Below are 24976 nucleotides of genomic sequence, written 5' to 3' on the forward strand. Positions count from 1 at the left end.
GCCTTCCTTGTGAGCTTTGGCGCGTCGACCATCGGCGCCATCTGCGGCGTCGGCGGCGGCATCGTGATCAAGCCGGTGATGGACGCACTCGGCGCGCTGAGCGTCGCGCAGGTGAACTTCCTGGCCGGTTGCACGGTGCTTGCGATGACGGCGTACTCGGTGGTGCGCGCTTTGGCAGAAAAAACAATGGAGGGCGACCTGGGCCGAGACGTTCCGCTCGGCGTGGGAGCGACCATTGGGGGAATGGCGGGGAAAGCGCTGCTCGGGGCGCTGGCGACGGCCGTGGGTCGACCAGAGCTGGTAGGCGCAGTGCAGGCGGCCGTGCTCGCGGTGGTCACGCTCGGGACGCTGCTTTATACCGTGTTCAAAAACCGCATTACCGGCTATTGCGTGCAAGGGACGGTGCCGTGCGCGCTGATTGGGCTCGGCCTTGGGGTGTGTTCCTCGTTCCTCGGCATCGGCGGCGGCCCGATCAACCTGGTGGCGCTCTACTTCTTCTTCTCCCTCGACACCAAGCCGGCCGCGACCAGCTCGCTGTTCATCATCCTCCTGTCGCAATCTGCGGCCACGCTGTGCACGCTGGCAAGCGGCGCGCCCGACGTGCCGGCGCTGGTTCTTGTGCTCATGGTGGCGGGCGGCGTCATCGGCGGCATGGTGGGGCGCCGCGTCAACCGGGGTCTCGGTGGAGCCACGGTCGACAAGCTGTTCATCGGGCTCATGGCGGTGATCATCGCCATCTGCCTAGGCAATCTGGCGAAGTTCGCCTGGCTGTGAGGCGGGCCCTCGAGAAAGGATCGTTGTGGACGCTGGGACGTTGGGCTCGTTTCTCCCCGCGGTGTGGCTGCTGGCCGTTGGGGTCGCCGGGTACGCGGGATGGCTGGGTGTGAGCCAGCGCAGCGGGATTTCCCGAGGGGTGCCCCGGCGGCGTGGCACGTGGGTGGTGGCCGCGCTGCTGGTGCTCGCTGGGGCAGCCAACTTCTGGTGGCACGACCACACGTGGAGCGGCCTTGCAGTGGCGGCCGTGCTGGCGGCGTTCGGGCTGTTCTGGGCGGTGCAGCGCAACGGGGTCGGGCGCGGTGGGCTGTATGTTGACGGCGTCCGGTACCCCTGGGGACGCGTGGCCGATGTGAGCATCACGGGCGGCGGGCACCGTGCGGTGGTGCACTTCTCGGCGGGCAAGGCCGAGAAGGACCTGGCGCTGCCGGGCACCTCCCGAGAAGCGGTGCAGCAGCTAGTGGATGAGATGCAGCGGGCCTATGGCGCCACTCCGGCCGAGGAGCGCTGAGGGCGCCCCGTTCTACCTGCTGTTCCGAGCACCGGGCCTCTGACCTGAGGCGTCACACTGGCAGGAAGAACGTTTCCGCAGCTCGGGGGCTGTGTCCGCCGTCACGCCTCCCGACGTCGTAGCGCCCAGCCGCCCAGCGCAATACCGCCGGCCACGCAGGCAACCGCACCCGCATCCACTACCGGGTCGCCGGTTTCAGGCATCTTGCTCGAGCGGCTCTTGAATCGCGTCGCGCTTGTCGACGCGCCCCGTTTTGTGCCCGTGGCCGTCGGCGACTTCGCGCTGCCGGCGACTGATTGCTCGACGCCCGTGCTCACCGTGCCCGCAGGGTCGGTCTTGTCGTGCGCGTCGCCCGTCGTGCCGTGCTCGCCCGAGTCGCCCCCGGTCGTCCCCGGTCGTCCCCGAACCCCCGGCGCCCGTGTCGCTCCCGGGCTCGTCGGTCGCCGGCTTGCTCGGAGCCCGCACGATCGTCACGGTGTCCGCGTCCGAGTCCTCCGCCGTTAGCTCGTTGCGCTGTCCTCGGACCGTGGCCACCACATCGGCGTCCTTGTCATCGCTCGACGTCAGCCCGCTTGCCGGGATCACGGCGGTCCCCGTGACCGTCTCGCCTGGGGCGAGCGCCGTACCGTTGCCGTCCCAGACCAGCGCGTTGCCGTCATGGCTCGTGAGCTGCAGGTTCGTGAGCGTTACATTGCCCGTGTTGGTCGCCGTGACGGTGGTCGGGACGTCGGGCGTGGCGTGTGTCCCGTCCACGGTGACCTCCGCCGGCGCGTCAATCGTGAGGCTCACCATCAAGTGGCCAGAACTTAGGGGGGCAAATCGTGACCTCCGCCGGCGCGTCAATCGTGAGGCTCACCTGCGGGTTCTGGGCGATGGGCACATGCAAGCTCGTCGACCCCGTCACCGTGGTCGAGCCGAGTGTGCCCTGCGCGTCGAACGTCGCGTCCACGCGCCCGCGGTCGATATCGGCCTGCGTCAGTTCGTAGCGACCGAAGGTCAGAGCTTCCTGTCGAGGTTCAAGATGGGTGTGCCACGTGCCGTCGTCGAGCTCCACGCCCAGGTTGTTGGTGATCGTGATGTTGCGGATGGTCTGGCCAGCCGCGGTCGCGTCGTTGGAGATCGACAGGTAGAGGAGCACGTTCGTGCCGGGCACGGCTTTGGCCAGGGACACGGACGCTGGGTTCGCTTGTGCGTCGAGGTCCAAGATCGATGCGTCGGTTCTCGGGGCGGCGACGTCACCGGTCGCGCCGTCGCCCTCGGCCAAGGCCGGCGTGGGCGAGAAGAGCGCGGCCACCAGGGCCAGCGACAGAGCAATCAGGGCAAAGAACCGGGTGGACCGGAAGTCGTTCATCGGCATCCTCTCATGTGGGGTAAACATGCTTGGTCTGTTCCCTCGTCTTGCCGGCCGCCCGCCCGCCCCCGCACAGGACCTTGGCACTGTTGCCCGCAGGCTGAATGCCGGGGCTTGTGGCAACGCGAGCGGCGCGTCGCAACAGCAGGAAGAACGGGTAGCCCCCGACAGGCCTTGCGCCCCACGTTCGCTCCAAACGCACCGGCCATACTGGACGTGCACCTGACCGCTTCCGTTCTTCCTTGGGAGCCCCCATGCCCAGCGACCGTTCCATTGGCGTCTTCGACTCCGGCCTCGGCGGCCTCACCGTCACCCGCGCGATCGCCGCCGAGCTTCCGCAGGAGTCCATCACCTACCTTGGCGACACCGCCCGCTGCCCCTACGGCGAGCGGCCTCAGGAAGAGGTCCGTGACTTTTGCGCCCAGATCGCCCGCTGGTTCTCGCAACCCGAGCACGACGTCAAGCTGCTCGTCGTGGCATGCAACACGGCCACGGCGGCCGGCGTCCCGCTCATGCAGCGCATGCTGCCGATCCCGGTGCTCGGCGTGATCGCCCCCGGCGCCCGGGCGGTCGTCCAGGCCACGCACACCCGTCGCGTCGGCGTCCTTGCCACCGAGGGCACCGTCGAGTCCGGCCAGTACCCGCGCGCCATCCACGCCCTCGATGCCGGGGTGCAGGTCTGGCAGGCGCCGAGCCCCAGGTCCGTGCGCATCGTCGAGGAGGCCGTCGCGAGCCCGCACGCCTTCGGCCGCGATTGGATGGAGGACCGCGCCTTTCTCGACACCGAGGCCGCGCGCGCCGTGGCCGAGGAGGACCTCGCGCCCCTCATGGGCCGCGGCATCGACGCGCTCATCCTCGGCTGCACGCACTTCCCGCTGCTGAAGCCCGTGTACCAGGCCGTGATGGGCCCCGGCGTCACCATCGTGAGCTCCGCCGAGGAGACCGCCCGCGAGGCGCGCCGCTACCTCGAGCGGGGTGGCACCCTCGCGCCGGCCGGCCACGAGGCCCGGTACCGCTTTGCGACCACTGGGGACGAGCTGGCGGCGTTCGCCGTGGCGGGGGAGTACATCTTCGGGCGCCAGCTGGCCTCGGTCGCGCATGTGGACGTCTCGACGCTCGAGGGTCTCGCGTAGCTGCCGGGCCGCCTCCGCGGACACTCCGGTCAAAGCCGTCTGTCCGGGCCTGGACGCTCCGGTCAAAGCAAAATGTCCACGCTCCAGCCCGCGACAGCGTGGACGAACGGCTCTCTCCCAAGCGTCCAGCGATTCCCCGCAACGGGCGCCCCTCTTTTGCGGGGAACCGCTTCCCCGCAAGGGCGCCTTCCCGGGCTATGCGCGCACGGGCGGCATGAGGCCGCCGTTTCCCCGCAACGGGCGCCCTTGTCTTGTGCGGAACCGTTTCCCCGCAAGCGGCCGCGCGAGGAGCGTGGACAGACGGCTCTCTCCCAAGCGTCCAACCGTGGACAGATGGCTCTCTCCGAAGCGTCCAGGCGTGGACAAATGGCTCTCTCTCAAGCGTCCAGGGACCTGGCTCGCGACGCACAGAAACGTAAGGTTCGGGGTGTCAATCCTGTGGGATTATAAACCCTTAGATTGCTGTCCTGATGTCACTGCCGTTCGTCGTCACGAGAGGGTCTCCATGAGCAACAACGACAACTTCGCCATCGCCGGTTTTGTGCTCAGCATCGTGGGTCTCTTTGTGGGCGGCTGGGTGGGCACGGTCGTGTGGATCGCCGCCCTTGTCTTCTGCATCCTCGGCCTCAAGAGCAGCCGGCACCACGGGCTCGCGGTCGCAGGTCTCGTGTTCGAGTTCCTCGGTCTCGTGCTGCTCGCGCTCATGATGGCGGGCTGTACGGCGCTCGTGGGTCTCGGGACCCTGGCGGTTCTCTAGCACGAGAAAACCGGCGGCCACCTCACTCACCACTTGTTGTGGACATGCTCGGCGAAGGCCATCTGACCGTCGAGCGTCACCACCCGCCCACCGTCCAGCGTCGCCGTCCCGTACCATCGGCCGAACACCTGGTGCGGAATCATGCACACCACCCCGAGGTTCACCGGGTCCTCGCGGTCCAGCACGGGCTCCATGCGTAGGTCGAGCCGGCCGTCCTCGTCGGTGAAGCGCCAAATTCCCAGGTAGTCGTAGGTGCCGTCCTCGCGCTGTGGGATGTCGAACCTCACGTCGCCCAGCTTGGACGCATGGCCGTTCAGGAACAGCATGTTCTCGCTCGCGGCGCTCGTGTCGCCAAAGCCGTAGCCCAGGTTGAACCCGAACGTGTCGCCGCTGGCCAGCCGCATTGAGCCGCTGCCCCAGTACCACGTGTTGTTGTAGGTCCAAACCCCGCGGCCCCAGTCCAGCACCGCCAGTGCGGACTCTGGTGAGAACTCGATACGGCCGTCGCCCCAGCTCACCCAGCCAGAGGCGGTGAGGCAGTTGATCTTTTGGTTGTAGTAGAAGTGCCGCTCCTTCTCAAAGGGGGTCGCGATGGCCATCGTGTCGCGCGGCACGTCTCGCAACAGCAGGTCGAATGCCAACTCGGATTCGGTGCGGGCGTAGTTCTTGATCGTGCCGGCCAGATGACGCGCGTTCCCGTCGTTCGCGAACGAGAAGTCCGCCGCGCCCACCCGCGCCGCTACGTCGCCGCGCACGCTCGTGCTCGGCAGCCCCAGTTTGCCGAGCGGAAACAGCCCCAGCGCCCCGCCGTTCAGCTGGAACGGCTCCGGCTCCTCCACGCCGAAGCCGAGCACGGATGCCGACAGGCTGCTCACGAAGCCCGCGTCCGACAGCGTCACCGCGAAACCGTGGGCCTGGTCGCCGACGTAGTAATAGTCCCATTCTTTGATGCGCCAGCGCGGCGCCTGGATCAGCGCGCGGTCGTACTCCCATACGAGCGACGTGGCGTAGCCGGGCTCGCGGATGTTGCCGTGAACGTCCAACAGGGGCTGGGGCGAGACGACCTCGTGCTGCATGGCGCGCCTTTCCGCTGGCATCGATTCTCCTGAATATTAGCATGAAGAACCGACGCAAACGCGCCCATTGCGACGTTGATATTACGGCGGGACACGGGTGTCCGGCACTCTTGTCCCGTCGCCCTCCGTTCTTCCTGCTGTTCCGCACATCCCAAGAAACCGCAGGTAGGAGGCCGGTTCTCGCAATAGCAGGAAGAACGGCGCGGGCGCGGGGACGCTACTCCACGTCCTCCGGTACCTCGTTCGTGAGCACCGACCCCACAAACGCCAGGACGCAGGACGCGAGGGCCCACCAGATCTCGGCGGCCGGGGACGCGAACACAAACGCCGCGCACACGATGCTCGCCGCCACGCACGCGAGCGCCCAGGCGCACTTCTTGCGACGTTCGGCGTCCTTCCAGAGCTTGGCCGCGCGGGCGATTACCCAGACGCACAGGATGATGGCTGCGGCGATGGCCACCAGCGGCATCGCCGACTGCTGGATGTTGACCACATTGGTGATGGATTCCACAGGCGCTCCCTCGTGTGCAAAAGGGGACTGTCCCTGTTTGCACATCAATCGTTTTTCATGCCGTCTCGCGAGCTTGTGCCTCACTGTGGCATAGTCCACGGCCGTTTCGTCCGGCAGCCGTTAGTTAACCTAAGGAAACTTATGCTATCCTCTCCCGGCCGTTCTTCCTGCCGTTCCGAGAGGACCCGAGCCATGTCCCTGTTCCAGCGAGCCCTTCACCTGCTCCTGCTCGTCGCGTTCGCGCTGACCGTCGCCGAGCCCGTCACCGGCCCCGTTCTCCACGCTCACGCGGGCGCCGTCTTCTGCGTGCTGGCGGCCGTTCACTTCGCCTGCCATCACGAGCGCCACCACGTCGGCTCGTGGGCGCTGCTCGGCATCGTGGCGGCGGCGCTCGGCACCGGTCTGTGGAGCGCGATGGCCGGCGGCGTCGGCACGGCAGCCCACAAGCTGGCAGCCCTGGCGTTGCTCGTCGGCACTGGCGCTCACCTCTGGAGCTATCGCGCCGTGATGTTCCCGCGTCGCGAGCGCGCGCCGCGTCTGGAGGGGCAACCGGACGCGGAGTAGTCCCGCGCCCGATGCGCGCCGGATGCCCGCGCCTGCGCCGCGGATCCTAGGACCGGCGCGCCACGAACTTGACCTTCTGACCCATCGCGCTCGCGGTGCCCTCCAGAGCCTCGCCATTCATCGTGGCCTCAATCTTGCCGGTGGCCTTGATGATGCCGCGCTTCACGGTGACCTCGAAGTGCACGTGCTCGCCGCGCACCGTGCCGTTCTCCACCGGGAACCTGTGCGAGCCCACCTTGACGTCGCCGGTGAGGTCGCCGCCGTTGTCGTGCAGCTCCACCTCGACGGTGTGGTGGCCCATCGGGGTGTCCACCTCGGTCTTCCAGATGCCGTTGACGTCCACGTCTGCCATGTCGGGCTCCTTCTCTTGGTGATGTCGTGCCTCGGGCTATCTACCCACGGACAGGGGGCACCGTGAGTGCGCACAGAAGAGCGTCCGTCCGGCTTCCACCCAGTATCATTGCATGTGTCTGTCTCCTCAATCCGGGAGGTCGCCATGCGAGCCGTGCCCATGAACCAAAAAGGCTCTGGCGCCGTCACGCGCCAGACACTGCGCTACTACTGGTCCGTCACGCGCAAACACTGGCCCTGGGCCCTCGGCGACCTCATCAGCTCGTTGGCGTTCACGTTCTTCCTGAGCTACCTCAACCCCTATCTCATCGGCCTCATCGTGGACCGCGTGAGCGAGGGCCCAACGCAGCCCGACCAGCTGTGGACGGCCTTCGGTCCTGTCGTCGCCGCGCTCGTCCTCTCCAACGTCCTCGGCCAGGTGGGCTCGAAGCTGCAGGACTACTTCTGCGCCAAGCTGGAGATACGCGCGAGCTACGACCTCACCAACCTGGCCTTCGACACACTGTCCAACCAGTCCATGACCTTCTACAACAACCGCTTCGGCGGCTCGTTGGTGAGCCAGGTCCAGCGCTTCGTGGGCGGCTACTCCACGCTCTGCGACTGCGTCACGTACTCGGTGATCGCGATCGCCAGCTCGGCCTGCTTCACCATCGTGATGCTGGCCGGCTTGGTGCCGGTCTATGTGTGCGTCCTGCTCGTGCTCATGGCCGTGTACGTGCTGGTGGTGTATCGGCTCTACAGCCGGATCCTGCCCGCCAATGCTGTGGCCGCAGCGGCCAACAACCGCCTCTCCGGCCAGCTGTCCGACTCGATCACCAACATCCTGGCCGTCAAGACCAGCGGCCGCGAGGACTACGAGCGCGGCCGCTTCACCCAGGCGAGCCAGGAGGTGGCCGACGCCGACGGCCGGCGCATGCGCGCCAACATCCGCTGCGGGGCGGCCACGAGCTCCATCATCGTGGTGATCATGGCCTGCTGCACGGTGTTCCTCGCCGGCGGCAACACGTGGTTCGGCGTGGCGCCCGGCACGCTCGTGATGATGTTCACCTACACCAACAGCCTCACCATGCAGTTCAACCGCCTGAGCTCCATGTTCCAGACGCTCAACCGCGCGCTGGGCGACGCCTACGACATGACGCAGGCCTTGGGCGAGCCCCTGCTGGTGGCCGATGAGCCCGACGCGAAGGGCCTCACGGTGACCCGCGGTGCCATCGACTTTGCGGGAGTGGGCTTCCACTACCCGGACGCGCCGGACGACGACAAGGTCTTCGACGGCTTTGACCTGAGCATCCCCGCGGGCCAGCGCGTTGGTCTCGTCGGCCGCTCCGGCTCTGGCAAGACCACCCTCACCACGCTGCTGTTGCGGCTGGCGGACCTGCAGGAGGGCACCATCGCCATTGACGGCCAGGACGTGCGGGGCGTGCGCCAGGCCTCGGTGCGGCGGCAGATCGCCTACGTGCCTCAGGAGCCGCTGCTGTTCCACCGGTCCATCTACGACAACATTGCCTACGGCCGGCCCGAGGCAGCGCCCGAGGAGGTCCTCCGGGCCGCCGAGAAGGCCAACGCGCTCGAGTTCATCGAGAAGCTCCCCGAGGGCTTCGACACCATGGTGGGGGAGCGCGGCGTCAAGCTCTCGGGCGGGCAGCGCCAGCGCATCGCCATTGCCCGCGCGATTCTGATGGACGCGCCGATCCTGGTGCTGGACGAGGCGACGAGCGCGCTGGACTCCGAGAGCGAGCGGCTGATCCAAGAGGCGCTCGCCACCCTCATGACCGGGCGCACCTCCATCGTTGTGGCGCACCGGCTCTCCACGGTGGCGAGCCTGGACCGCATCGTGGTCCTCCAGGACGGCCGGATCGTGGAGGACGGCCCCCATGCCGAGCTGGTCGCGGCAGGCGGCCCCTACGAGCAGCTGTGGGACCGCCAGACGGGGGCCTTCCTGGAAGGCTGAGCCACAGGAATTAGGAATCGCCTTTCGCGCCCCGTTCGCCATCCAGGAGGGTTGGGAGCCAAGGCTTGCGACGGGTTAAATCCCTAGCAGTTGCCGCTTCTTGGTGTCGAATTCCTCTTGGGTGAGGATCCCCAGGTCCAGCAGCTCTTTCATCTTTTTGAGCGTCTCGACGGGATCCTCCTGCGGTTGATCCGCAGTTGGCTTGGTGTCAACGCGTGGCCCTTTGAAGAGAGACCCTACGAACTTGCCCGCAGCTTTGGCGCCGTCGGCCATCGCTGCGCCCGCTGCTCCAACCACGGGCGCAGCTGCTTTGGCGGCTCCTTGCGCGGCAGTTCCCACCTGTTCGGCGATGGTCGGCCCTTCGCGGTAAATGGGGGTGTTCGGATCGAATCCCGAAATGGGGAGGCCTCGCAAGTATTCACGGAGCTTGATGGCCGATGGCTTAAACGCCGCATAGGTCATGCCTCCGGATATGGCCCCACCAACGACGGGGACCATTTTCCCCGCCGCGTTAGCAAAGGTCTTCTTGGTCATGTTGACGCCGACAACCCGGAGAACCTTTTTGAGCGCGGGATAGAACACGGTCTTGGTGAGCGCCTGGCGTTCAATGGCTTTGGCCACTCCTTGCTGGGCGACTTTGGCGGCAAATGCGTTAAGGGCGGTGGCGGCGCTGCCCACACCCATCATCACGCCAAGAAGCAGCGTGAATTCCATGATGGTGCGGTCGTCCACCTGGTCGTTGTCGTCCATGAAGGACTGCCAACCGTACAGGTACGCCAGCTTTTGCTCTACGCGCATGGCATGACCCAGGTACTGTGTCAGGTCGGCCGGCACTGTGGCGAGCATCCCGAGACCTCCCGGGATCCCTGCCAAAAACGAGACTCCTGCACAGCGATTGGTCTCGACGTTGATGGCGTCAGTCGCCATGAGGTCGATGTCGTCGGGCGAGACGCCAGCTTGCAACGGCGTGGTGGCCACAGCTAGGTCGATATCCACGTCGGGACAACGCTTTGCTAGCTCGGAGCGCAGGAATGATTCGCGGTCTATGCGCACGATGGGGAGTGCTGCAGCCGCTTTCATTAGCTGATAGCCCGCTTGCTCGGCTTTCGCGTTTGCTTGAGCCTCGGTTGTCGGGCCGCTCTCCTGTGCATAACAGTACTCTTCGTCCAGAGTGGGCTCGTCTTCGTAGACGTACTCGTCCATGTACTGCTCCCTTGCTGGCGGTCGGTGGATGATCGTCCTGAATGCTAGCTATTGTCAATGGCCATTGTGGTTTTCCGTGTCGATTTGTGAAACCATCGGAAAACCCACGGGGCATCTTCTTTCCCAAGTACTCCAGCATCGCCCGTGCCGCCGGCGTCATCGGTTGGTCGCGCCTCCAGGTCAGCTCGATGGTGCACACCGCTGGCGGGTACAGCGGCCGAAACTCCAACCCCGTGCCTGGGCCTGCGGCCACGAGCCGGTCGAACACGATCGCACAGCCCAGCCCCTCTCTTACCAGCACAGAAGCGTTGAAGGCCAACGAGTAGGTGCCCGCCACCTTCAACCGGGGAAGCGTCGGCCCGCACCATGCGGCCAAGGGGCCGGAGTCCGGTGTCCCCTCCGACACAATGAGCGGGACGTTGAGAAGGTCCTCGGGAGCCACGGTCTCGCGCTGGGCCAGCGGATGGCCTTCGGGCATGAGCAAGCCAAAGGCGTCAGTGGGCGTCAGGCGCAGACGGTCGTACTCCTCGACTCCCGGCTGGGACATGAACACGCCGAAGTCTGCCCCCCCCGGTCCAGGCGCCACGCCACGTTCTCTCCGTTACCGCAGTGCAGCGCGTCGCCCCGGAGACCCGGCTCCCGGCCATTGCCGTGTGCGGCCCCTACGGGGCGGTGAAAGAGCAGTCCAGCGGCCTCTACGCGCAAGAGATGGCCGAGCGTGGGTTCTTGGCCATCGCCTTCGACCCGTCCACCACGGGCGAGTCCGGCGGGTCCCCGCGCTATATGACCTCGCCTTCCATGAACTCCGAGGATTTCATGGCGGCCGTGGACTACCTGTCCAACCGCGAGGACGTGGACGCGGAGCGCATCGGCGGCGTGGTGGATCCGGTGCCCGATGACGCGCCCGACTTTGTGAAGGGCTACTACTCCTACTACAAGACCAAGCGCGGCTATCATCCCCGCTCGCTCAACTCCACGGACGGTTGGATGGCGGTCTCCTTCCAAGAGCTGCTCAATCAGCCGATCCTGGCCTGGGCCTCGGAGATCGCGAACCCGGTGCTGATGATCCACGGCTCGCGTGCCCACTCGCTGTACTTCTCGCAAGACGCCTACAAGAAGCTGACGGGCGACAACAAGGAGCTGCCGGTGATTCCGGGCGCCACCCACACGGACCTGTACGACAACTTCCAGTTCATCCCGTTCGAGAGGATTGCCTCGTTCTTTGACGAGAGCCTGTAGCGGGGCGGCGACTGCCGCGGTCCTCGCATGCGCGATCGAACGCACGCGAGGACCGCGGCCCACGCGCACCCCCCTGCGTCGCCTCTCGTAGGGGAAGACGTTTGAGAAGCTCGTCCTCATGGGCGGGACGGGGTGGCGGGTTCCAAAACATACGCATGACCGTAGCTGGGGGAGCAGTAGCACCAAGAAACTACGTTCAAACGTAGTAATTGGAATACGAACGGACCATGGCTCCCGTGTGCCGAGTCGCCGCGTTCACCGCTTGAGGGACGGCGGCCGGAGCGACGAGAAGGCCGCCGCAACGGTCTGCTGCGACGGCCTCGTAGGGGTCGTCTGGCTCGGGCGACACCGCTGCGGCTCAGGCCTGCCACCGCTTGAGCGTGGGGTACAGCGCGCCCAGGAACGACACCGCCTCCTCGGTGCTCATCTCGGTGCCCTCTGCCATGTAGGGCGCGCTGCGCTCGATCATCTCGTCCTGAGTGGGGCAGCCGATCCAGTGGCCGTCCTTGTAGCACCAGGAGCAGTAGTCCTCGGAGGGCGATCCGTCCGCCTCGGTGCCGTGGTCTTCGTCTTTGAAGAAGGGCATCCCGCAGCTTTGGCACCAGCCCAGCTCCTCGGGCATCTCCAGAAGCTCGGCCACCGGCACGCCGTAGGTGGCCGCGATGAGCTTGCACATGTCCACCGTCGGCTTGGACTCCCCGGTCTCCCAGCGGCTGACCGCCTGTCTCGTGACGTAGAGGCTCTCCGCCATCTGCTGCTGCGTGAGGCCCTTCTCCTGGCGGATGCCCGCGATCACCTGCTGCACTGCCACGGCGTCTCCTTTCCTCGCCTTCTGCCGTCAAGAACAAGAGACCATGGGGGCGCGGCCGATTCAAGCAATCGTCAATTGCGCGAGCGCGTCACGCCTTCAGAGCCGTGAGCATGTCGTCGGCGTTCGAGAAGCGCGCGGAGCGGTCTGCGATGACGCGCTCCGCCTCCCGGATCGACTCGACCGAGTCGGTGTTTGGCTGCGGGCTCCCGAGGTCGAGGGGAATGCGGTGCTCCCTGATGATCTGCTTGTAGAAGGCGCGGGTCACAGAGGAGAGGTCGAACCCGTAGTACTCGACGATTTCTGAGACCTGACGCTTGTCCTCGGGCTCAACCCGCACAGTAACGGATGACATACATGCCATGGGGTCACCTCCTGTAGCGACGATGTAAGACATTACTCAGTATAGGGAATGTGCGGCATGCTACCCTCTAGATGCTCAAGCGCCGACGCGGCCCGCGTTGGCCTGGCGCCGGCGCTTTTGTCGTATCAAGGCGATGGACGAGGGACGTTGCCCTGGTCCTGTTCTGCCTCATTCGCGGTCACGCTTCCTCATTCGGGTCGGATTCTTGGGGAACGCCAACTACCGCTGCCGGAGCACGGCAGGGCCGGCGCGTCAAACGCGGTTTAGAATAGTTTCACGAATCTGACCGATGCCGAGAGGTGTCGTCTGGTCGCGTTCTCCGAGGTCGCCGTGGCTCTTGCGTGTTTCGCCTACGACGAGCTCCAAGTGAGGACGGGTCTCGAGGCCTTCTGTGCCGGCCGTCCCGGAATGAAAGAAGAAAGACATGCCCTACGAATCGTGGCGTGATGCAGCGCGGGGGTTCCTCGACAGGTCCAACCCGTTTGCCCCAGGCGAGGCCGCCCATAGGCGCTATAGGATGGCCCAGGTCGTTGTGATTGCGGCATGCGTGCTGATTCTGGTGGCGTGCCTGCTCACCTGCGCCGAGACCGACGTATGGTTCAAGGTCTGGTGCGCGGTGGTCGTGGCCTGGTGCGTGGCCGCGCTGGCGATGGCGCTCTTCGTGCGCGTCCGGAGAGGTCGCGACGGTCGGTCGTAGGCGCGGGTCGGAAGCCGTGCAGAAAGCCACGCGGAGAAGGAAGAACCAGGGGCAGGTTGCTCACGATCGGCGCCCGGCACGACGAGGGCGCCAACGCCGCAACGCAGCGTGACCGAGTCTCGGCACACAGGGCGAGGCGTCCGGAGTGTTCCGTTCGCGGTTCGCAAACCTACGTTTGCCCGTGGAATTCTTCCGTCCTGTACGCGGAGTACCCCTCGTAGCGGTAACTCGCGTCGATACCCTTCATATACACCTGCCGGTCGTCCACGGCGCCGGTGAGTGCGGAAGCAAGGAGGGCTTTTATCTCGGTGTCGCGCACTGGGCTGCGCTCCATCGCAAACAGGTAGTCCTCCTTGTTCACGAGGCTCCAGTCCACGACCTGCCCCAGCTCGCTTTTCAAGATGCAGTCGAGCCAGATGCGCATGCTGCGCCCGTTACCTTCGCGGAAGGGGTGGGCGACATTCATTTCCACGTACTTTTCGATGATCTCGTCATACGTGGACTGTGGCATCTTGTCGATGGCCGTGAGAGCCCCTTCGAGGTAGAGGCAGGGCACGAAGCGGAAGCTGCCTTTCGCGATGTTGACGGTGCGCCGCTTGCCTGCGAACTCGTAGACGTCCTGGAATAGGTACCCGTGAATCTTTGCAAGGCCGGCGAAGGTGCCCGCCTCGCAGGAATCGAGCAGGCCGCCCTCGAACAGCTCAAGGGCGCGCGCCTTGGTGAGGCGCTCCTCCTCGCGGGCGAGTTCGACGTCGGTTTCGATTCCAAGCTTGTTGTCCAGCGCCATGGGTCCTCCGTGGGTGGGACGAGCGTCCGGCGCCCCTTCAGGCTGCCACGTGTCAGCAAGAACAAGCACATCCTAGACGACCCCGAGAAAGGGACAGAACGCCAAGGAGGTGCACATCTCCAAGGTGGCCATACGACACGGCAGATGCAGCACATCGCAGCTAGAGCATGGAAATCTCTATGAAGCAGCAGACCGTGGCGTTTGAGCGCTTGACAGGGGAGGGCGCGTAGACCGTCGCGCCTTGCCGTCACGCTGTCGCCCTGCTACTGCTGCGCGGCCTCCACCAGCTCTGCCAACACTTCCGAGTGGCTGCGGCGTTGCTTGGTCGCGGCCCCTATCACAGCCACGCTGGCAAAACGGCCGTAGCGCTCCAAAAAGAGCTTGGCCGCGTGCTTGGCCTCCATGGCCCGTCGGTAATCGCTCGAGAACTCCTCCCAGCTTATCTCGCCATGCACGTACTCCTTCATGGGCTCGGGCGCCGGAGAGAAGTCCGTGTCGTGCGCGTACCCCGCGTGGCAGATGGTCTCGCAAAAGTACGCGATATCCGGGTATTTGGAAAAACCGTCCAGCTGCGTGGTGTTGTGCAGCCGGATGTCCACCACCTCGTCCACCTGCCATGCCTTGAGCTGGCCAAAGAACTTCTCGGCCGTGGTCTGATACGGGCTTGTCACGCGCAGTTGCATAGTGCGTACTCTCCTCTCTGGTGAGGACTGCCGCCCCAGGCTCTTGGTCTATTGCAGCGCCAAAAGCAGCGCCATCCTAAAGGGCGTCACCGCAGTCACGCTGTGGAGGGCGCCCTTGGCAAACGAGAACTGCTCGCCTGCATGCAGGCGGTGCTCCTCGCCCTCGTAGCCGATAATGGCCTCGCCGTCCAGCGCAAACACCACGGCCTGGCCGGGCGCGCGGTGCGGCGAGAGGCCCGTGCCCTGGTCAAAGGCCATGACCATGAGCTTGAGGTGGTCGCTCTTGGCGATGTCGCGGTTCACGATTTGCCCGCTGCCGTAGGGGGCAAGGTCAGGCAGCTCGTAGGCCTGGCCAGCCTCCAGCTCGGGGCCCAGGGCCAGCGGGGCGGCGCTCCGCACCTCCAGGTACACGGCGTCTTGCAAGGCCTCAAAGCCGGTCGCTTGGTTTGCGGGCACGGCAAGAACGCTGCCCTCCCGCAGGCGGGGCTTGGCGCCGTCGGGCAGAGTCACCTGCACCTCGCCAGAAAGCCCCAGGTACAAGGCATCGGTGGGATAACTCTCTGCACTGATGTCTGTGTGCTCCGCCAGCGAGAAGCAGGTGAGGCTCACCTGGTCACCCGCGATAAGCTCGCTGGAAACGGTGCAGCCGGCCACGGGCGCGTGCCCCTTGTGGAGGTCGACCACCTCGCCAGTTTGAAGACTCATAACGTGCTCCCTTACGGGACAGGCGCTCCGGTCCGTTGACGTGTGGCTCGGCGCGCGGTGCATGGTCGTTCAGCCTGTACCCGGAATCGCGCGCAGGGCGCTTGCGCCCCCAGAGAAACGCCGCCCGGGGGCGCGCCCTGAGCGGCGTGGATATTGAATGGAATGAACGAATAACGCCAGCAACGCCAGGAGAAGTGCGCCCTTGTGGGGCGCACTGTCGCGAAGTGATGTGGTTGGAGAATCACTCCCACTCAACTGAATCTTTGAGCTGGTATTCATTTTGCCATTCACAAAGCCGCAGGTAGATGACTCAAAATTCTTGTGAGCGACGCGGCGGGGCTTGTCCATGGACAAATCTTGGACAAATCGTGCTCCGCGTTTGCAGGCGTGGACTATGGAGAGGGAAAATACGCTGCATGCGTCGCTCTTAACCTTCATCTCAGAACACCTCGGAGACGGCAGCGACGGCCTCGCGCTTGGAGTCCATATTAACATGGGTGTAGATATCCATGGAGATCTGGGAGCTGTAGTGGCCGGCGAGCTCCTGCATCACCTTGGGATGCACGCCTTGGATGGCGAGCAAGGTGAGGTAGGTGTGTCGAAACTCGTGGAGGCACCATCCGTCGAGCCCGTACTTGGCGTGGTCCTCGGTCCACCAGCGGCTGAGGCTAGTTGGCAGGACGCGGGTGCCGCAATTGTCGGAAATGACGGGACTGTCTTCGGTCTGCTCGATGTAGCCCTCCTCTGGCTTGCGCCACTGGTTGGTGCGGGCGTAGCGCTTGAACTGTGCCTCCTTGTGCGCCCTGAGGATCTGCATCGTCTTGTCCGAGAGGGGCAGCACGCGGGTGCCAGCCTTGGTCTTGGTTGCCTTGAGGTTGCCCTTATAGTCGTAGGAGTGCTTGATGTCGGCGACCTTGCGGTCGAAGTCGATGTCGCCCCAGGACAGCCCGCAGATCTCGCCGCGGCGCAGACCCATGGTGATGGCGAGCAGGTACGCGCACTCGCGGTCGGGCTCCGGGTCGAGCGAATCGATGAACTTGTGCGCCTGGGCCGGGCTGAGCGCCCGCTTGGCCTTGGTGTCCATCTTGGGCGGGTTTGCTTTGTGGCACGGGTTGAACACGAGAATCCCCTCCTTTATCGCCTGGTCGAATACCAGCGAGATGTTGTCATGGATGCCGTTGACGTAGGAGCCGCCCGACGGCTTGCCGGAGAGCGTGTCGCCTCCCAGCATGGCGATGTACATGTCGTCGAGCATGGTGGGCGTGATGGCGGCGAGGTTGGCCTTGCCGATGTGGCGGCTGGCCGCCTTGAAATGCTGGCGCTGGCGGTCGAGCGTGGTCGGCGCGATCTCCTTGTTGAGCTCGCGGCGTTGCAGAAACCGCTCGGCGTACTCCTCGAAGGTGTAGGTCGTTCTGCCTTGGACCCGGTCGCCCTCGACCTCATCGATGAAGTCGCGCAGTGCGGCCTTCGCCTGTGTGTATGTGCCGTTGAAGACCCTGGTCTTCTTCTTGTATTTGCCGGTTCTCGGATCGAGGCCCGTAGACACGCGCAGCTGCCACTTGCGGCACTTGTTCTTGGGCTTGTCCTTTTCCATCTGGAAGATGGTGCCGTTGCCGGATACCTCCGCCATACCGATCACCTGCCCTGCTGGGTAGCGATGAGCTGGTCGCGGAAGGCCAGAAACTGCAGGTACTCGTCGAAGCGCTCCTTGCCGCCTTCGCTGAGCGTGCGGTACGCGGCATTGAGGTCGCGGCCCTGCGTGTCGTCGGCGCCGTCGCGGCCAACGACCGCATCGATGGAGCAGTGGAGCTTGTCTGCAATGGCCCACGCAGCGCGCAGCGGGATGCCGCTGTCGGGGTCTGCCAGGGTGCGCTCATAGCGCGAATAGGTTGTCGCGGGGATGCCGAGAACGGCTGCGAATTCCTTGCTGCTGCGGTATCCTGCCGCCTTGCGGAGGTCCGCCAAGGATGTTTTGGGTGGAACAGGCGCCTGGGTGCTGTTCATGCGGTTAGTTGAACCTCCTATGGACGAACGTGAGGCAATCGTAAAAGCACTTGATAAAGTGATAGGTATTATCGGCGCGATCCGTGAGGATGTTGCGCTTAAGGTGCAGAACTAAATGCAGCATTGGCCAGTGCGGAAATCGAATTTGTCCGAAGGAATCCGAGGCAGGACCAAGAATGACGCCATCAATCTCAACGAGTTCTACGGCCTCCTACCCGCGAGCCACCCGGACGAGTCGATAGCAGCTTGCTGGAACAAGATATACGAGTACTTCGAGCCAGGGCGGCGTAAGCCACCGGCACCGACGCACAAGGAGTGATAGCACCAATGAGCGAGGCGAAGTTTAGCTGGATACCAGTCTACGAGGAGATCGCGTCCATGCTGCTCGAATACGAGGAGCGACAGGACGCACTCTGCAAGGTCGTCGAAGAGATCCTCGGGGAGCACTACGAACAGATGGACCCGCTCACGTTCTTCTCCATGTTCAACGGGAAGAGGAAGAACTTCGACAAGCGCATAGAGGCCGTGAAGACGATTATCGAGAGATTTGGGCTGAAAGCGCCTGAGCCTACCGACTTTGACGGCCTGCCCGTCACGAACCCGCAGCGTTGGCGCTACTGGGACGGCAAACCCGACACAGTCCGGCACAACTGGCAGCTCTTCCGCAGCGCCTTGGCCTACGCCGACGGCAATAGGGACGAACGGCCAGAGCTCATGCGGCTTTTCGACGTCGTGCATGCACAGGGCAACATTGGCGACGCGAACCTGACCATGGCCCTGTTCTGGGCAAGGCCGAGAACCTTCCTACCCATCGACAACAACACGCGTACTTATCTCTGGAACCGCTACGACGTTTCCGTCCCAACTCCACTCAAGGGCGACGGGTACCTAGCGCTCCTCGATGAAGTGCGAGAGAAGGCAAAGGCCGACTTCACCATCGTATCTCATGAGGCGTGGGAACTTGGCGGATGGGTCCCGGCGCCAAGTGAGTACGACCCGGGAATCTCTGCTGACAAGTGGGAGGAACTGCTGCGTGATGCGAGCTTCACATCCGCCAACACTCTCACGGCACTGCGTTGCCTCGCCAAGCACCCCAAGGGAGTGACGTGCGCCGAGCTCGACGACGACTACGGGCGCGGATCAAATTTCTACAGCAACAACGTTTCAACCTTCGGCGAGAACGTCTGCAAAAAACTCGGAATAAGCCCGCGCGACATTGAGGGCGCTGGGAAGTATTGGCCCGTCACCTGCGTAGGAAGCTACGTAGGGAAATCTCGCCATGGTTCGTTCGAATGGCGGCTGCGTCCTGAACTGGCGGAAGCCATCAACAGGATCGGCGAGGGCGACGCGCCTCTTATCGAGGCCGAGGTGAGAGAACGCGCGACATTTAGCAGCGAAAGGCTTGCTAGGCTCGTTGACCTGTACAAGCAGGACTTTCCGCGCTTCCGGGTGCCCGGCGACGAGGAGGGTGACCACGAGGCCTACAAATGGCGTGACGCGCGGGCCTACCAGGACAACTGGAGCATAGAGGCCGAAGGCACAGACTTCGCCGAGCACCTGCGCGCGGCGCTCAAGCCCTCGTCGACAGGCCAGGGCGCACTCTTGGGCAACGGATTCTCCTACCCATTTGGGCGCCTCTCCAAGCTCGTCGACTTCGACGCGGACGGAATACGGGACGCCTTCAAGGTACTCTTCAGCCCGGAGCGCCCGCTTCGCGACGCGTACACCGGCTTCGTGGACGCTGTCGAGGCGGTGCTACAGGAGTACAACGAGACGGCCGACAAGCCGCTTGAGGGAAGCCACCAGACTCCCTCTGCCGTGAGCCTGTACCTCGCCTTCGAGATGCCCGACAGGTACCACTTCTTCAAGCCCACCGTGGGAAGCGACTTCGCCGAGTGCGTCGGGGCGAAGCTGCCCGGGAACCCGGTCGCCAAGTTCCTCACCTACGAGAGCCTGGCCGACGCGGTCCTGCCCGAGCTAATGAAGGACGCCGAGCTCGTGGCGCTCAGCGACAGCGCGCTCACGGAGGAGGAACGCGCCGCCGACCCGGCGCACCACCTCATGCTGCAGGACATCGCATACTACGCGTCGCGCTACATGAAGACGTGGCACACCGACTGGGCCGAGCTCCTCGAAGGCGAGGCGACGACGGACGATGACGACGAGGTAGCGTTCGAAGGGGTCACGTACCCGAAGAACATGATCTTGTACGGACCTCCGGGCACTGGCAAGACCTACCGGACCCGTGCCTACGCCGTGGCGATCTGCGACGGGCGCCGCGTTGAGGATGTGCTTGAAGCGATGTCCGACCCCGACGGCTTCGCGGAGGTGGCCGAACGCTACGACAGGCTGGTCGCCGAGGGGCGCATCGGATTCACCACCTTCCACCAGTCATATGGCTACGAGGAGTTCATTGAGGGTCTACGCCCCGAGTACGACGAGGACAAGGGCGTTGTGACCTACCCGCTGCGCAAGGGGGTCTTCCGCGACTTCTGCGAGGCGGCGGAGGACGTGGTCGCCGTTGCCTCCGCTGAGGACGGCGTACCAAGGTTCCCCGGCAACCCGCGCCCACGCGTGTGGAAGATGGGCCTCAAAACCGGCGGCGTAGCCGATCTGTTGGAAAGGTGCCGCGCCGAGGGAAGCCTGCGCATGGGCTGGGATGACGTGAGCCCCGACGAGGTCGACGACTCGAAGGACCTCTCCGACCAGAACAGGCGGGCCATCAACGCCTTCCAGGAGGAGATGCAGCCAGGCGACTTCGTTGTGATACCAGGAGCCGTGAGCAGCCGCTACGACGTCGCCGTCGTGACGGGAGACTTCGAATGGGATGAGAGTATGCCGGGAGCCAGGCGCAAGCGGGACGCGCAGTGGCTCGACGGCGTGGCGAAGAACGACTTCCTGCCGCTCAACGGTGGCAAGGCGCTTACGCTGCAGACGGTCTACGAGCTCACGCGCGTGAGCCCGTCGAAGCTGCTCGAGGCGATGGGCATGAGCGACGAATCGAAGGCGTCACCGCAAGCCAGCAAGCCCTACGTTTTTGTCATCGATGAGATCAACCGAGGCAACGTGTCCAAGGTGTTCGGCGAACTCATAACGCTTCTCGAGCCGAGTAAGCGCAAAGGCGCCGCCGAGGAAACCCTGGCAAGACTGCCATACTCCGGAGAGATGTTCGGCGTGCCGGGCAACGTTCACGTCCTGGGCACCATGAACACGGCCGACCGCTCCATCGCGCTCATGGACACCGCGCTTCGCCGCCGCTTCGAGTTCGTGGAGGTCATGCCTGAGCCCGAGCTGCTCGCGGGCATCGAGGTCGAGGGCGTGGACGTGGCACGCATGCTCGCAGTGATGAACGCGCGGATCGAGCTGCTCTACGACCGTGAGCACACACTGGGACACGCCTACCTCATGGATCTCGCCGTAGAACCCTCGGTCGAGCGGTTGGCGAGGACCTTCGAGACCAGGCTGATACCGCTCCTGCAGGAATACTTCTTCGACGACTACGCCAAGATCCGTTCGGTGCTCGGTGCGGCAGCCGACCGCTTCATCGAGCGGAGCCACGACGCGAGCGTTTTCTGGGGAGAGGATGCCGACGAGTACGACCGCCTACGGTCTTGGCGCGTGAGGCGTGCGCCGCGCGAGGCCGACGCGTACGCCCTCATCTACAAGACGGGGCGGGAGGACTAGGCCATGGCCGGGAGGCACGTGGTCGCCCGGGAGTACGAGTTCCTCGTCCCCGCCGACAAGGGTAGGCCCAACTGCCACGACGTCGGTGCAAACAGCTTCGCCGCGCTGCGTGAGTTCGCGCTCGCCAACCGCGAGGGCGACAGCCCGCTGGAACTCATGCGACTGTGCTCACCGAGGGGCATCGGCGAGGCCATACAACTGCAGAACTACGTGGGCGTGGTGGAGCTCCGCGACGGTCTACAGGTCGAGGTCCTGCCAAAGATTGACATCGCCCCCGGGTCTGGAGCCGACGACCGCGAGGTGTTCGCGCAAATGCTCGAAGAGCTGGGGACCGACGTATCGTTCCGCTCGTTCGACCGCACCGGGCTCACCACCGGCAAGGCCCCGCTGTTCGAGGTCTTCATCTCCATGTTCCTCGACGAGGCTGCCGACCTCGTGAGGCGAGGCATCCGCTCTGCGTACGTGGCAGTGGAATCCGAGGAAAAGTACGTTCGCGGCAAGATCGACTTCTCCCGCGAATCCAGGAAGGGCGCGGCGCGTGCGCACATAACAAACCTCATGCACGACGAGCTCCTCCCCGACCGGCCCGAGAACAGGCTCGTGAAGGCGACGCTGCTCTGCCTGCGCCGTAGCTCGCGCGACAACGGCAACGTGAGACGGGTCATCCAGCTCCTTCCCGCCTTCGAGGGGGTCGGACGATGCGCGAACATCGACGCCGACCTCGCCCGGTGCGTTGACGACCGTTCGACTAGATCGTACGGCACGCTGATCGCCTGGTGCCGGGTGTTCCTGCGCGGCGAGAGCTTCACGATGTTCAAGGGCGAGAACGTGGCGACCGCTCTGCTGTTTCCCATGGAGAGGGTCTTCGAGGACTACGTCGGTCGGTTGCTCAAGCGCAAAGCCCTGCACGATTCGCTCGTCGAGCGCATCGAGCTACAGGCTACCGGGCAGTGGCTCTTCGAAGGCAGACGCGTGTCCCTGCGTCCTGACATCCTTTGCGAATGCGCCAACGGTCGCCGCGTCGTGCTCGACACTAAGTGGAAGCGCGTCTACGGTCCCAAAGACCTCTCGGTAGCAGACATGCACCAGATGTACGCTTACGGGCAGCGATACCGCGCCGATGGTGAGGAGATGCAGCACGTCGTCCTACTCTACCCATGGCACGAGGGCGCTCAACTGGGAATGATGCCTGAGGGTAGACATGTGAGTAGCGATGGCGTGCAGGTTGACATGTTCTTCTTCGACCTGTCCAACGCCGCTACTAGCGTCTCGTCACTCCTCGAGACGATCGAAGCGCTCGCGGGATGCGAGGGGTAGGCCCATGGAAGAAACTGCAAGAAGCAAGAAGCTGGCCGAAACCATCCGACGCCTTTACGGCATCGTCGGTGAGCTTGAACGGGATTATCGTGACCAGCACCGCCACTTCACGCTTGACGGGCACCTGATAGGAAGCATCGGCGAGGTATACGCAGCCGAAAGATATGGCATCGACCTCTTCATATCGTCAACTCCTAGACACGACGGAACGGCTCCTGATGGCCGACTCGTGCAAGTCAAGGCCACACAGCGCAGCAGCGTCGCCTTGAACGAGAATCCTGACTACCTGATTGTCCTCAAGATCGATGGCGACGGTGAGATAAACGAAGTGTACAACGGACCTGGCCAGCCAGTCTGGAGTCTGTTCGAGGGCCGTGCTAGGCCGAAGAACGGCCAGTACCAAGTTTCGATCACAAAGCTAAAGGCCCTGAACGAAGAGGTTGATGAAAAGGACAGGGTGCCTACGCTGGCGTAAATGCGCCCCAACTTGTGACACGCTGCGACGATGCCCGTACCGGTAAAGGTGCGGGCATTGTTCGTCTCTGCCCGCCTTACGAGACGAAAGGCAGGCAGGAAACATGGACGGTGAGACCAATGGCAGCCAGGAAGCCACGCAGGGTGCGCAGGACGCGTCGCAGCAGCAGGGCCAAGAGCAGCAGGAAACGCAGCAACAGGGCCAGTCGCAGGTAGGCGGCGACGCTACCGACTACGAGAAGCAGATCGCCGAGCGCGACGAGAAGATTGCCTCGCTTGAGGCCCAGGTTGCCGAGGCGGCAAAGAACGCCGAGACGGCAGAGCAGCTGCGCGGCGAGATTGCCGAGCTCAAGGCCCAGGGAGAGTCCGACCGCATCGATTTCAAGCTGCAGCTCGCGGGCGTGCGCAACGTGAAGGCGGCGCGTGCGCTCCTCTCCGACCACGACAACGACGTGGACAAGCTCAAGGAAGCCGAGCCCTGGCTCTTCGAGGCCGGCGGCAAGCACGCCAAGGGTGGCAACGCCGGCGGCTCCGGCACGACCGGCCTGCCGAACGCGGGCGCGGCCAGTGACGAGGGCAAGACGCTCAAGCACTGGCGCGAGATCGCGGGACTCACCGACGATGACGACACCAAGAAGGAGGGCTAAGCAATGCCTAGCAACAACATCGCATTCGCACGCAACTACACCTCGGTCATCGACGAGGTGTACCAGAGGGCGTCCGTCTCGGGCGTTCTCAACTCCGGCCGCCGCATGGTCCGCGCCGGGCACAACGCGAAGGAGATCCTCATCCCGAAGATCTCCGTCACCGGTCTCGGCAACTACACCCGAAACGTGGGCTACAAGACCGGCGCCATCACCTACGAGTTCGAGACCAAGACCTTCAACTACGACCGCGGCATCCGCCTTTTCGCAGACGTCATGGACGTCGAGGAGGCGGGCGTGAACGACTGCTTCGTGGAAGCAGGCGCCGAGCTCCAGCGCACGCAGGTGGCACCCGAGGCCGACGCCTTCACCTTCGCGCAGATCGCGGGCCACACGGGCGTCACCGTCGAGTCCGAGAGCTACGCGAGCGCGGACGCCGAGGACATCCTGGAGGACCTGCGCACCGTGACCTCCGCCATGGACGAGAACCAGGTGACTCTGGGCAGCCGCATCCTGTTCATCACGCCCACGCTCAAGGGCGTCCTGGACGACTTCTCCTACGCGAACCCGAACCGCTCCAACCGCGTGCTCGAGCGCTTCTCGCGCATCGTGGAGGTGCCGCAGGTGCGCTTCTACACGGCCATCGACCTGCTCTCCGGCGACGACGACCAGTTCGGCTACCAGAAGCGCGTAGCGACCTACGAGCTGACCACGGACACCGAGGTCGACTCCGGCAAGACGTACTACACCCGCTCGGGGTCCGGCACTTCGGCGAGCCCCTACGTGTACACCGAGGTCGCGAGCCCCGTGAAGGCCAACCTGGGCACCTACTACGAGATGACCACCACGCCCGGTCTGGACATCAACTTCATGGTCGTGGAGCGCAGCGCGGTCATCAAGTTCGACAAGCACGTGGCGAGCCGCGTGTTCTCCCCGGACGAGCTCGAGGCGCTGGACAGCTACATGATGAAGTATCGCAAGTACGGCATCGTGGAGCTCTTCGACAACAAGCTCGACGGCGTGTACGTCTCGGCCTCCACGGAGTAGCCGTGGCGTCCACCGTGACATACGAGTTCTACTCGCAGACCTACGGGGGCGGTCTCTCTGAGGCCGCCTTCGCGGCATCTCTTCCCATCGCGGACAGCCACGTGAAGTGGCTCTGCGCCGCGAAGGGCGCGACGACCACCTGCAACGTGTTCAAGCGCGCCGTGTGCGCGGCCGTCGACGCCTTCGCCGAGTACGGCGCGGGCGAGGTCGGGGGCTTCCAAATCGGCGAGTTCAGCGTGAAGAACTACGCATCGCAGCAGACGACCGGCGAGGAGCTGGCGACGGCCGCGGCGCTGCGCGAGCTGGGGCTCTCCGGCATGGCCTTCACGGGGGTCTGCTGA

At 64.6% G+C, this 24976-nt stretch carries 27 protein-coding genes and 1 pseudogene; 14 read left to right on the top strand and 14 right to left on the bottom strand.

Annotated elements, in window-relative coordinates:
• The first annotated feature begins 9 nt into the window (after positions 1-9).
• Both QJ043_RS05410 and QJ043_RS05415 read left to right on the top strand, forming a co-directional pair.
• Positions 10-774, top strand: coding sequence for a sulfite exporter TauE/SafE family protein (locus QJ043_RS05410; RefSeq protein WP_283722754.1), 765 nt, complete (start codon positions 10-12; stop codon positions 772-774).
• A gap of 139 nt (positions 775-913) precedes the next feature.
• The gene (locus QJ043_RS05415; protein WP_283713695.1) at positions 914-1285 is read left to right on the top strand and encodes a hypothetical protein; all 372 of its coding nucleotides are present in this window, start codon (positions 914-916) and stop codon (positions 1283-1285) included.
• Positions 1286-1480: 195 nt separating this feature from the next.
• On the opposite strand, the gene QJ043_RS05420 is transcribed toward QJ043_RS05415, so the two are convergent.
• The gene (locus QJ043_RS05420; RefSeq protein WP_283713694.1) at positions 1481-2038 is read right to left on the bottom strand and encodes a DUF7507 domain-containing protein; all 558 of its coding nucleotides are present in this window, start codon (positions 2036-2038) and stop codon (positions 1481-1483) included.
• 19 nt (positions 2039-2057) lie between these two features.
• Positions 2058-2663: a hypothetical protein gene (locus QJ043_RS05425; RefSeq protein WP_283722755.1), complete on the bottom strand. Its 606-nt coding sequence runs from the start codon at positions 2661-2663 to the stop codon at positions 2058-2060.
• Between the two features lie 227 nt (positions 2664-2890).
• Between QJ043_RS05425 and murI the strand changes: the two genes are divergently transcribed.
• Together murI and QJ043_RS05435 are read left to right on the top strand one after the other, a co-directional pair.
• Positions 2891-3769, top strand: coding sequence for a glutamate racemase (gene murI, locus QJ043_RS05430; RefSeq protein WP_283713692.1), 879 nt, complete (start codon positions 2891-2893; stop codon positions 3767-3769).
• 505 nt (positions 3770-4274) lie between these two features.
• Positions 4275-4526 (top strand): hypothetical protein, encoded by a 252-nt coding sequence (locus QJ043_RS05435; RefSeq protein ID WP_283713691.1) that lies wholly within the window; start codon positions 4275-4277, stop codon positions 4524-4526.
• Positions 4527-4552: 26 nt separating this feature from the next.
• On the opposite strand, the gene QJ043_RS05440 is transcribed toward QJ043_RS05435, so the two are convergent.
• A complete protein-coding gene (locus QJ043_RS05440; RefSeq protein WP_283722757.1) occupies positions 4553-5623 on the bottom strand; it encodes a DUF2804 domain-containing protein in 1071 nt (356 codons plus the stop codon).
• Between the two features lie 196 nt (positions 5624-5819).
• On the bottom strand, positions 5820-6113 hold the full coding sequence (locus QJ043_RS05445; RefSeq protein WP_283713689.1) for a hypothetical protein: 294 nt from the start codon (positions 6111-6113) through the stop codon (positions 5820-5822).
• 192 nt (positions 6114-6305) lie between these two features.
• On the opposite strand from QJ043_RS05445, the gene QJ043_RS05450 reads away from it, so the two are divergent.
• Positions 6306-6677 (top strand): hypothetical protein, encoded by a 372-nt coding sequence (locus QJ043_RS05450; RefSeq protein WP_283713688.1) that lies wholly within the window; start codon positions 6306-6308, stop codon positions 6675-6677.
• Between the two features lie 46 nt (positions 6678-6723).
• On the opposite strand, the gene QJ043_RS05455 is transcribed toward QJ043_RS05450, so the two are convergent.
• Positions 6724-7029 carry a hypothetical protein gene (locus QJ043_RS05455; protein WP_283713687.1) on the bottom strand — a complete coding sequence of 102 codons (306 nt, stop codon included), beginning with the start codon at positions 7027-7029 and terminating at the stop codon, positions 6724-6726.
• Positions 7030-7188: 159 nt separating this feature from the next.
• Between QJ043_RS05455 and QJ043_RS05460 the strand changes: the two genes are divergently transcribed.
• Positions 7189-8979, top strand: coding sequence for an ABC transporter ATP-binding protein (locus QJ043_RS05460; RefSeq protein ID WP_283722758.1), 1791 nt, complete (start codon positions 7189-7191; stop codon positions 8977-8979).
• A 75-nt stretch (positions 8980-9054) separates the two neighbouring features.
• Here the strand turns inward: QJ043_RS05460 and QJ043_RS05465 are convergent, their stop codons facing one another.
• Both QJ043_RS05465 and QJ043_RS09805 read right to left on the bottom strand, forming a co-directional pair.
• The gene (locus QJ043_RS05465; RefSeq protein ID WP_283713685.1) at positions 9055-10182 is read right to left on the bottom strand and encodes an SHOCT domain-containing protein; all 1128 of its coding nucleotides are present in this window, start codon (positions 10180-10182) and stop codon (positions 9055-9057) included.
• Positions 10183-10309: 127 nt separating this feature from the next.
• A pseudogene (locus tag QJ043_RS09805) lies at positions 10310-10768 on the bottom strand (LysR family transcriptional regulator substrate-binding protein); the annotation flags it as partial.
• A gap of 23 nt (positions 10769-10791) precedes the next feature.
• On the opposite strand from QJ043_RS09805, the gene QJ043_RS05470 reads away from it, so the two are divergent.
• Positions 10792-11421: an alpha/beta hydrolase gene (locus tag QJ043_RS05470; RefSeq protein ID WP_283722759.1), complete on the top strand. Its 630-nt coding sequence runs from the start codon at positions 10792-10794 to the stop codon at positions 11419-11421.
• Positions 11422-11779: 358 nt separating this feature from the next.
• Here the strand turns inward: QJ043_RS05470 and QJ043_RS05475 are convergent, their stop codons facing one another.
• Complete coding sequence (locus tag QJ043_RS05475) at positions 11780-12232, bottom strand: zinc ribbon domain-containing protein (RefSeq protein ID WP_283713683.1); 453 nt, start codon at positions 12230-12232, stop codon at positions 11780-11782.
• 88 nt (positions 12233-12320) lie between these two features.
• Positions 12321-12593: a type II toxin-antitoxin system RelB/DinJ family antitoxin gene (locus QJ043_RS05480; RefSeq protein ID WP_283713682.1), complete on the bottom strand. Its 273-nt coding sequence runs from the start codon at positions 12591-12593 to the stop codon at positions 12321-12323.
• Positions 12594-13110: 517 nt separating this feature from the next.
• On the opposite strand from QJ043_RS05480, the gene QJ043_RS05485 reads away from it, so the two are divergent.
• Positions 13111-13290: a hypothetical protein gene (locus QJ043_RS05485; protein ID WP_283713681.1), complete on the top strand. Its 180-nt coding sequence runs from the start codon at positions 13111-13113 to the stop codon at positions 13288-13290.
• Between the two features lie 169 nt (positions 13291-13459).
• Here QJ043_RS05485 and fic read toward each other — a convergent pair whose 3' ends face one another.
• The 5 genes from fic to QJ043_RS05510 form a co-directional block, all read right to left on the bottom strand.
• Positions 13460-14077 (bottom strand): protein adenylyltransferase Fic, encoded by a 618-nt coding sequence (gene fic / locus QJ043_RS05490; protein ID WP_283713680.1) that lies wholly within the window; start codon positions 14075-14077, stop codon positions 13460-13462.
• Positions 14078-14340: 263 nt separating this feature from the next.
• Positions 14341-14760, bottom strand: a complete 420-nt coding sequence (locus QJ043_RS05495) for a DUF488 domain-containing protein (protein ID WP_283713679.1) — start codon at positions 14758-14760, stop codon at positions 14341-14343.
• A gap of 48 nt (positions 14761-14808) precedes the next feature.
• Complete coding sequence (locus QJ043_RS05500) at positions 14809-15465, bottom strand: cupin domain-containing protein (protein ID WP_283713678.1); 657 nt, start codon at positions 15463-15465, stop codon at positions 14809-14811.
• A 439-nt stretch (positions 15466-15904) separates the two neighbouring features.
• On the bottom strand, positions 15905-17095 hold the full coding sequence (locus QJ043_RS05505; protein WP_283713677.1) for a tyrosine-type recombinase/integrase: 1191 nt from the start codon (positions 17093-17095) through the stop codon (positions 15905-15907).
• A 5-nt stretch (positions 17096-17100) separates the two neighbouring features.
• Complete coding sequence (locus QJ043_RS05510; RefSeq protein ID WP_283713676.1) at positions 17101-17469, bottom strand: helix-turn-helix domain-containing protein; 369 nt, start codon at positions 17467-17469, stop codon at positions 17101-17103.
• A 327-nt stretch (positions 17470-17796) separates the two neighbouring features.
• On the opposite strand from QJ043_RS05510, the gene QJ043_RS05515 reads away from it, so the two are divergent.
• The 6 genes from QJ043_RS05515 to QJ043_RS05540 all read left to right on the top strand — a co-directional run bounded on the left by QJ043_RS05515 (position 17797) and on the right by QJ043_RS05540 (position 24976).
• Positions 17797-21153, top strand: a complete 3357-nt coding sequence (locus QJ043_RS05515; protein ID WP_283713675.1) for an AAA family ATPase — start codon at positions 17797-17799, stop codon at positions 21151-21153.
• Positions 21154-21156: 3 nt separating this feature from the next.
• On the top strand, positions 21157-22470 hold the full coding sequence (locus tag QJ043_RS05520) for an McrC family protein (RefSeq protein WP_283713674.1): 1314 nt from the start codon (positions 21157-21159) through the stop codon (positions 22468-22470).
• 4 nt (positions 22471-22474) lie between these two features.
• Complete coding sequence (locus tag QJ043_RS05525) at positions 22475-22945, top strand: DUF6998 domain-containing protein (protein WP_283713673.1); 471 nt, start codon at positions 22475-22477, stop codon at positions 22943-22945.
• 103 nt (positions 22946-23048) lie between these two features.
• The gene (locus QJ043_RS05530) at positions 23049-23591 is read left to right on the top strand and encodes a hypothetical protein (RefSeq protein WP_283713672.1); all 543 of its coding nucleotides are present in this window, start codon (positions 23049-23051) and stop codon (positions 23589-23591) included.
• Between the two features lie 3 nt (positions 23592-23594).
• Positions 23595-24635, top strand: coding sequence for a hypothetical protein (locus tag QJ043_RS05535; RefSeq protein ID WP_283713671.1), 1041 nt, complete (start codon positions 23595-23597; stop codon positions 24633-24635).
• 2 nt (positions 24636-24637) lie between these two features.
• A complete protein-coding gene (locus QJ043_RS05540) occupies positions 24638-24976 on the top strand; it encodes a hypothetical protein (RefSeq protein WP_066661412.1) in 339 nt (112 codons plus the stop codon).

This window comes from Kribbibacterium absianum, assembly GCF_030067705.1.
In the GTDB taxonomy this organism is placed as follows: Bacteria; Actinomycetota; Coriobacteriia; order Coriobacteriales; family Atopobiaceae; genus Kribbibacterium; species Kribbibacterium absianum.

What these genes read in the sequence shown, in the direction of transcription:
- QJ043_RS05500 (WP_283713678.1), bottom strand. Translation starts at nt 15,465, where the DNA reads ATGAGTCTTCAAACTGGCGAGGTGGTCGACCTCCACAAGGGGCACGCG.
- QJ043_RS05485 (WP_283713681.1), top strand. Translation starts at nt 13,111, where the DNA reads ATGGCCCAGGTCGTTGTGATTGCGGCATGCGTGCTGATTCTGGTGGCG.
- QJ043_RS05435 (WP_283713691.1), top strand. Translation starts at nt 4,275, where the DNA reads ATGAGCAACAACGACAACTTCGCCATCGCCGGTTTTGTGCTCAGCATC.
- QJ043_RS05450 (WP_283713688.1), top strand. Translation starts at nt 6,306, where the DNA reads ATGTCCCTGTTCCAGCGAGCCCTTCACCTGCTCCTGCTCGTCGCGTTC.
- QJ043_RS05480 (WP_283713682.1), bottom strand. Translation starts at nt 12,593, where the DNA reads ATGGCATGTATGTCATCCGTTACTGTGCGGGTTGAGCCCGAGGACAAG.
- QJ043_RS05495 (WP_283713679.1), bottom strand. Translation starts at nt 14,760, where the DNA reads ATGCAACTGCGCGTGACAAGCCCGTATCAGACCACGGCCGAGAAGTTC.
- murI (WP_283713692.1), top strand. Translation starts at nt 2,891, where the DNA reads ATGCCCAGCGACCGTTCCATTGGCGTCTTCGACTCCGGCCTCGGCGGC.
- QJ043_RS05440 (WP_283722757.1), bottom strand. Translation starts at nt 5,623, where the DNA reads ATGCCAGCGGAAAGGCGCGCCATGCAGCACGAGGTCGTCTCGCCCCAG.
- QJ043_RS05515 (WP_283713675.1), top strand. Translation starts at nt 17,797, where the DNA reads ATGAGCGAGGCGAAGTTTAGCTGGATACCAGTCTACGAGGAGATCGCG.
- QJ043_RS05510 (WP_283713676.1), bottom strand. Translation starts at nt 17,469, where the DNA reads ATGAACAGCACCCAGGCGCCTGTTCCACCCAAAACATCCTTGGCGGAC.
- QJ043_RS05460 (WP_283722758.1), top strand. Translation starts at nt 7,189, where the DNA reads ATGAACCAAAAAGGCTCTGGCGCCGTCACGCGCCAGACACTGCGCTAC.
- QJ043_RS05525 (WP_283713673.1), top strand. Translation starts at nt 22,475, where the DNA reads ATGGAAGAAACTGCAAGAAGCAAGAAGCTGGCCGAAACCATCCGACGC.
- QJ043_RS05425 (WP_283722755.1), bottom strand. Translation starts at nt 2,663, where the DNA reads ATGTTTACCCCACATGAGAGGATGCCGATGAACGACTTCCGGTCCACC.
- fic (WP_283713680.1), bottom strand. Translation starts at nt 14,077, where the DNA reads ATGGCGCTGGACAACAAGCTTGGAATCGAAACCGACGTCGAACTCGCC.
- QJ043_RS05530 (WP_283713672.1), top strand. Translation starts at nt 23,049, where the DNA reads ATGGACGGTGAGACCAATGGCAGCCAGGAAGCCACGCAGGGTGCGCAG.
- QJ043_RS05465 (WP_283713685.1), bottom strand. Translation starts at nt 10,182, where the DNA reads ATGGACGAGTACGTCTACGAAGACGAGCCCACTCTGGACGAAGAGTAC.
- QJ043_RS05455 (WP_283713687.1), bottom strand. Translation starts at nt 7,029, where the DNA reads ATGGCAGACGTGGACGTCAACGGCATCTGGAAGACCGAGGTGGACACC.
- QJ043_RS05520 (WP_283713674.1), top strand. Translation starts at nt 21,157, where the DNA reads ATGGCCGGGAGGCACGTGGTCGCCCGGGAGTACGAGTTCCTCGTCCCC.
- QJ043_RS05505 (WP_283713677.1), bottom strand. Translation starts at nt 17,095, where the DNA reads ATGGCGGAGGTATCCGGCAACGGCACCATCTTCCAGATGGAAAAGGAC.
- QJ043_RS05535 (WP_283713671.1), top strand. Translation starts at nt 23,595, where the DNA reads ATGCCTAGCAACAACATCGCATTCGCACGCAACTACACCTCGGTCATC.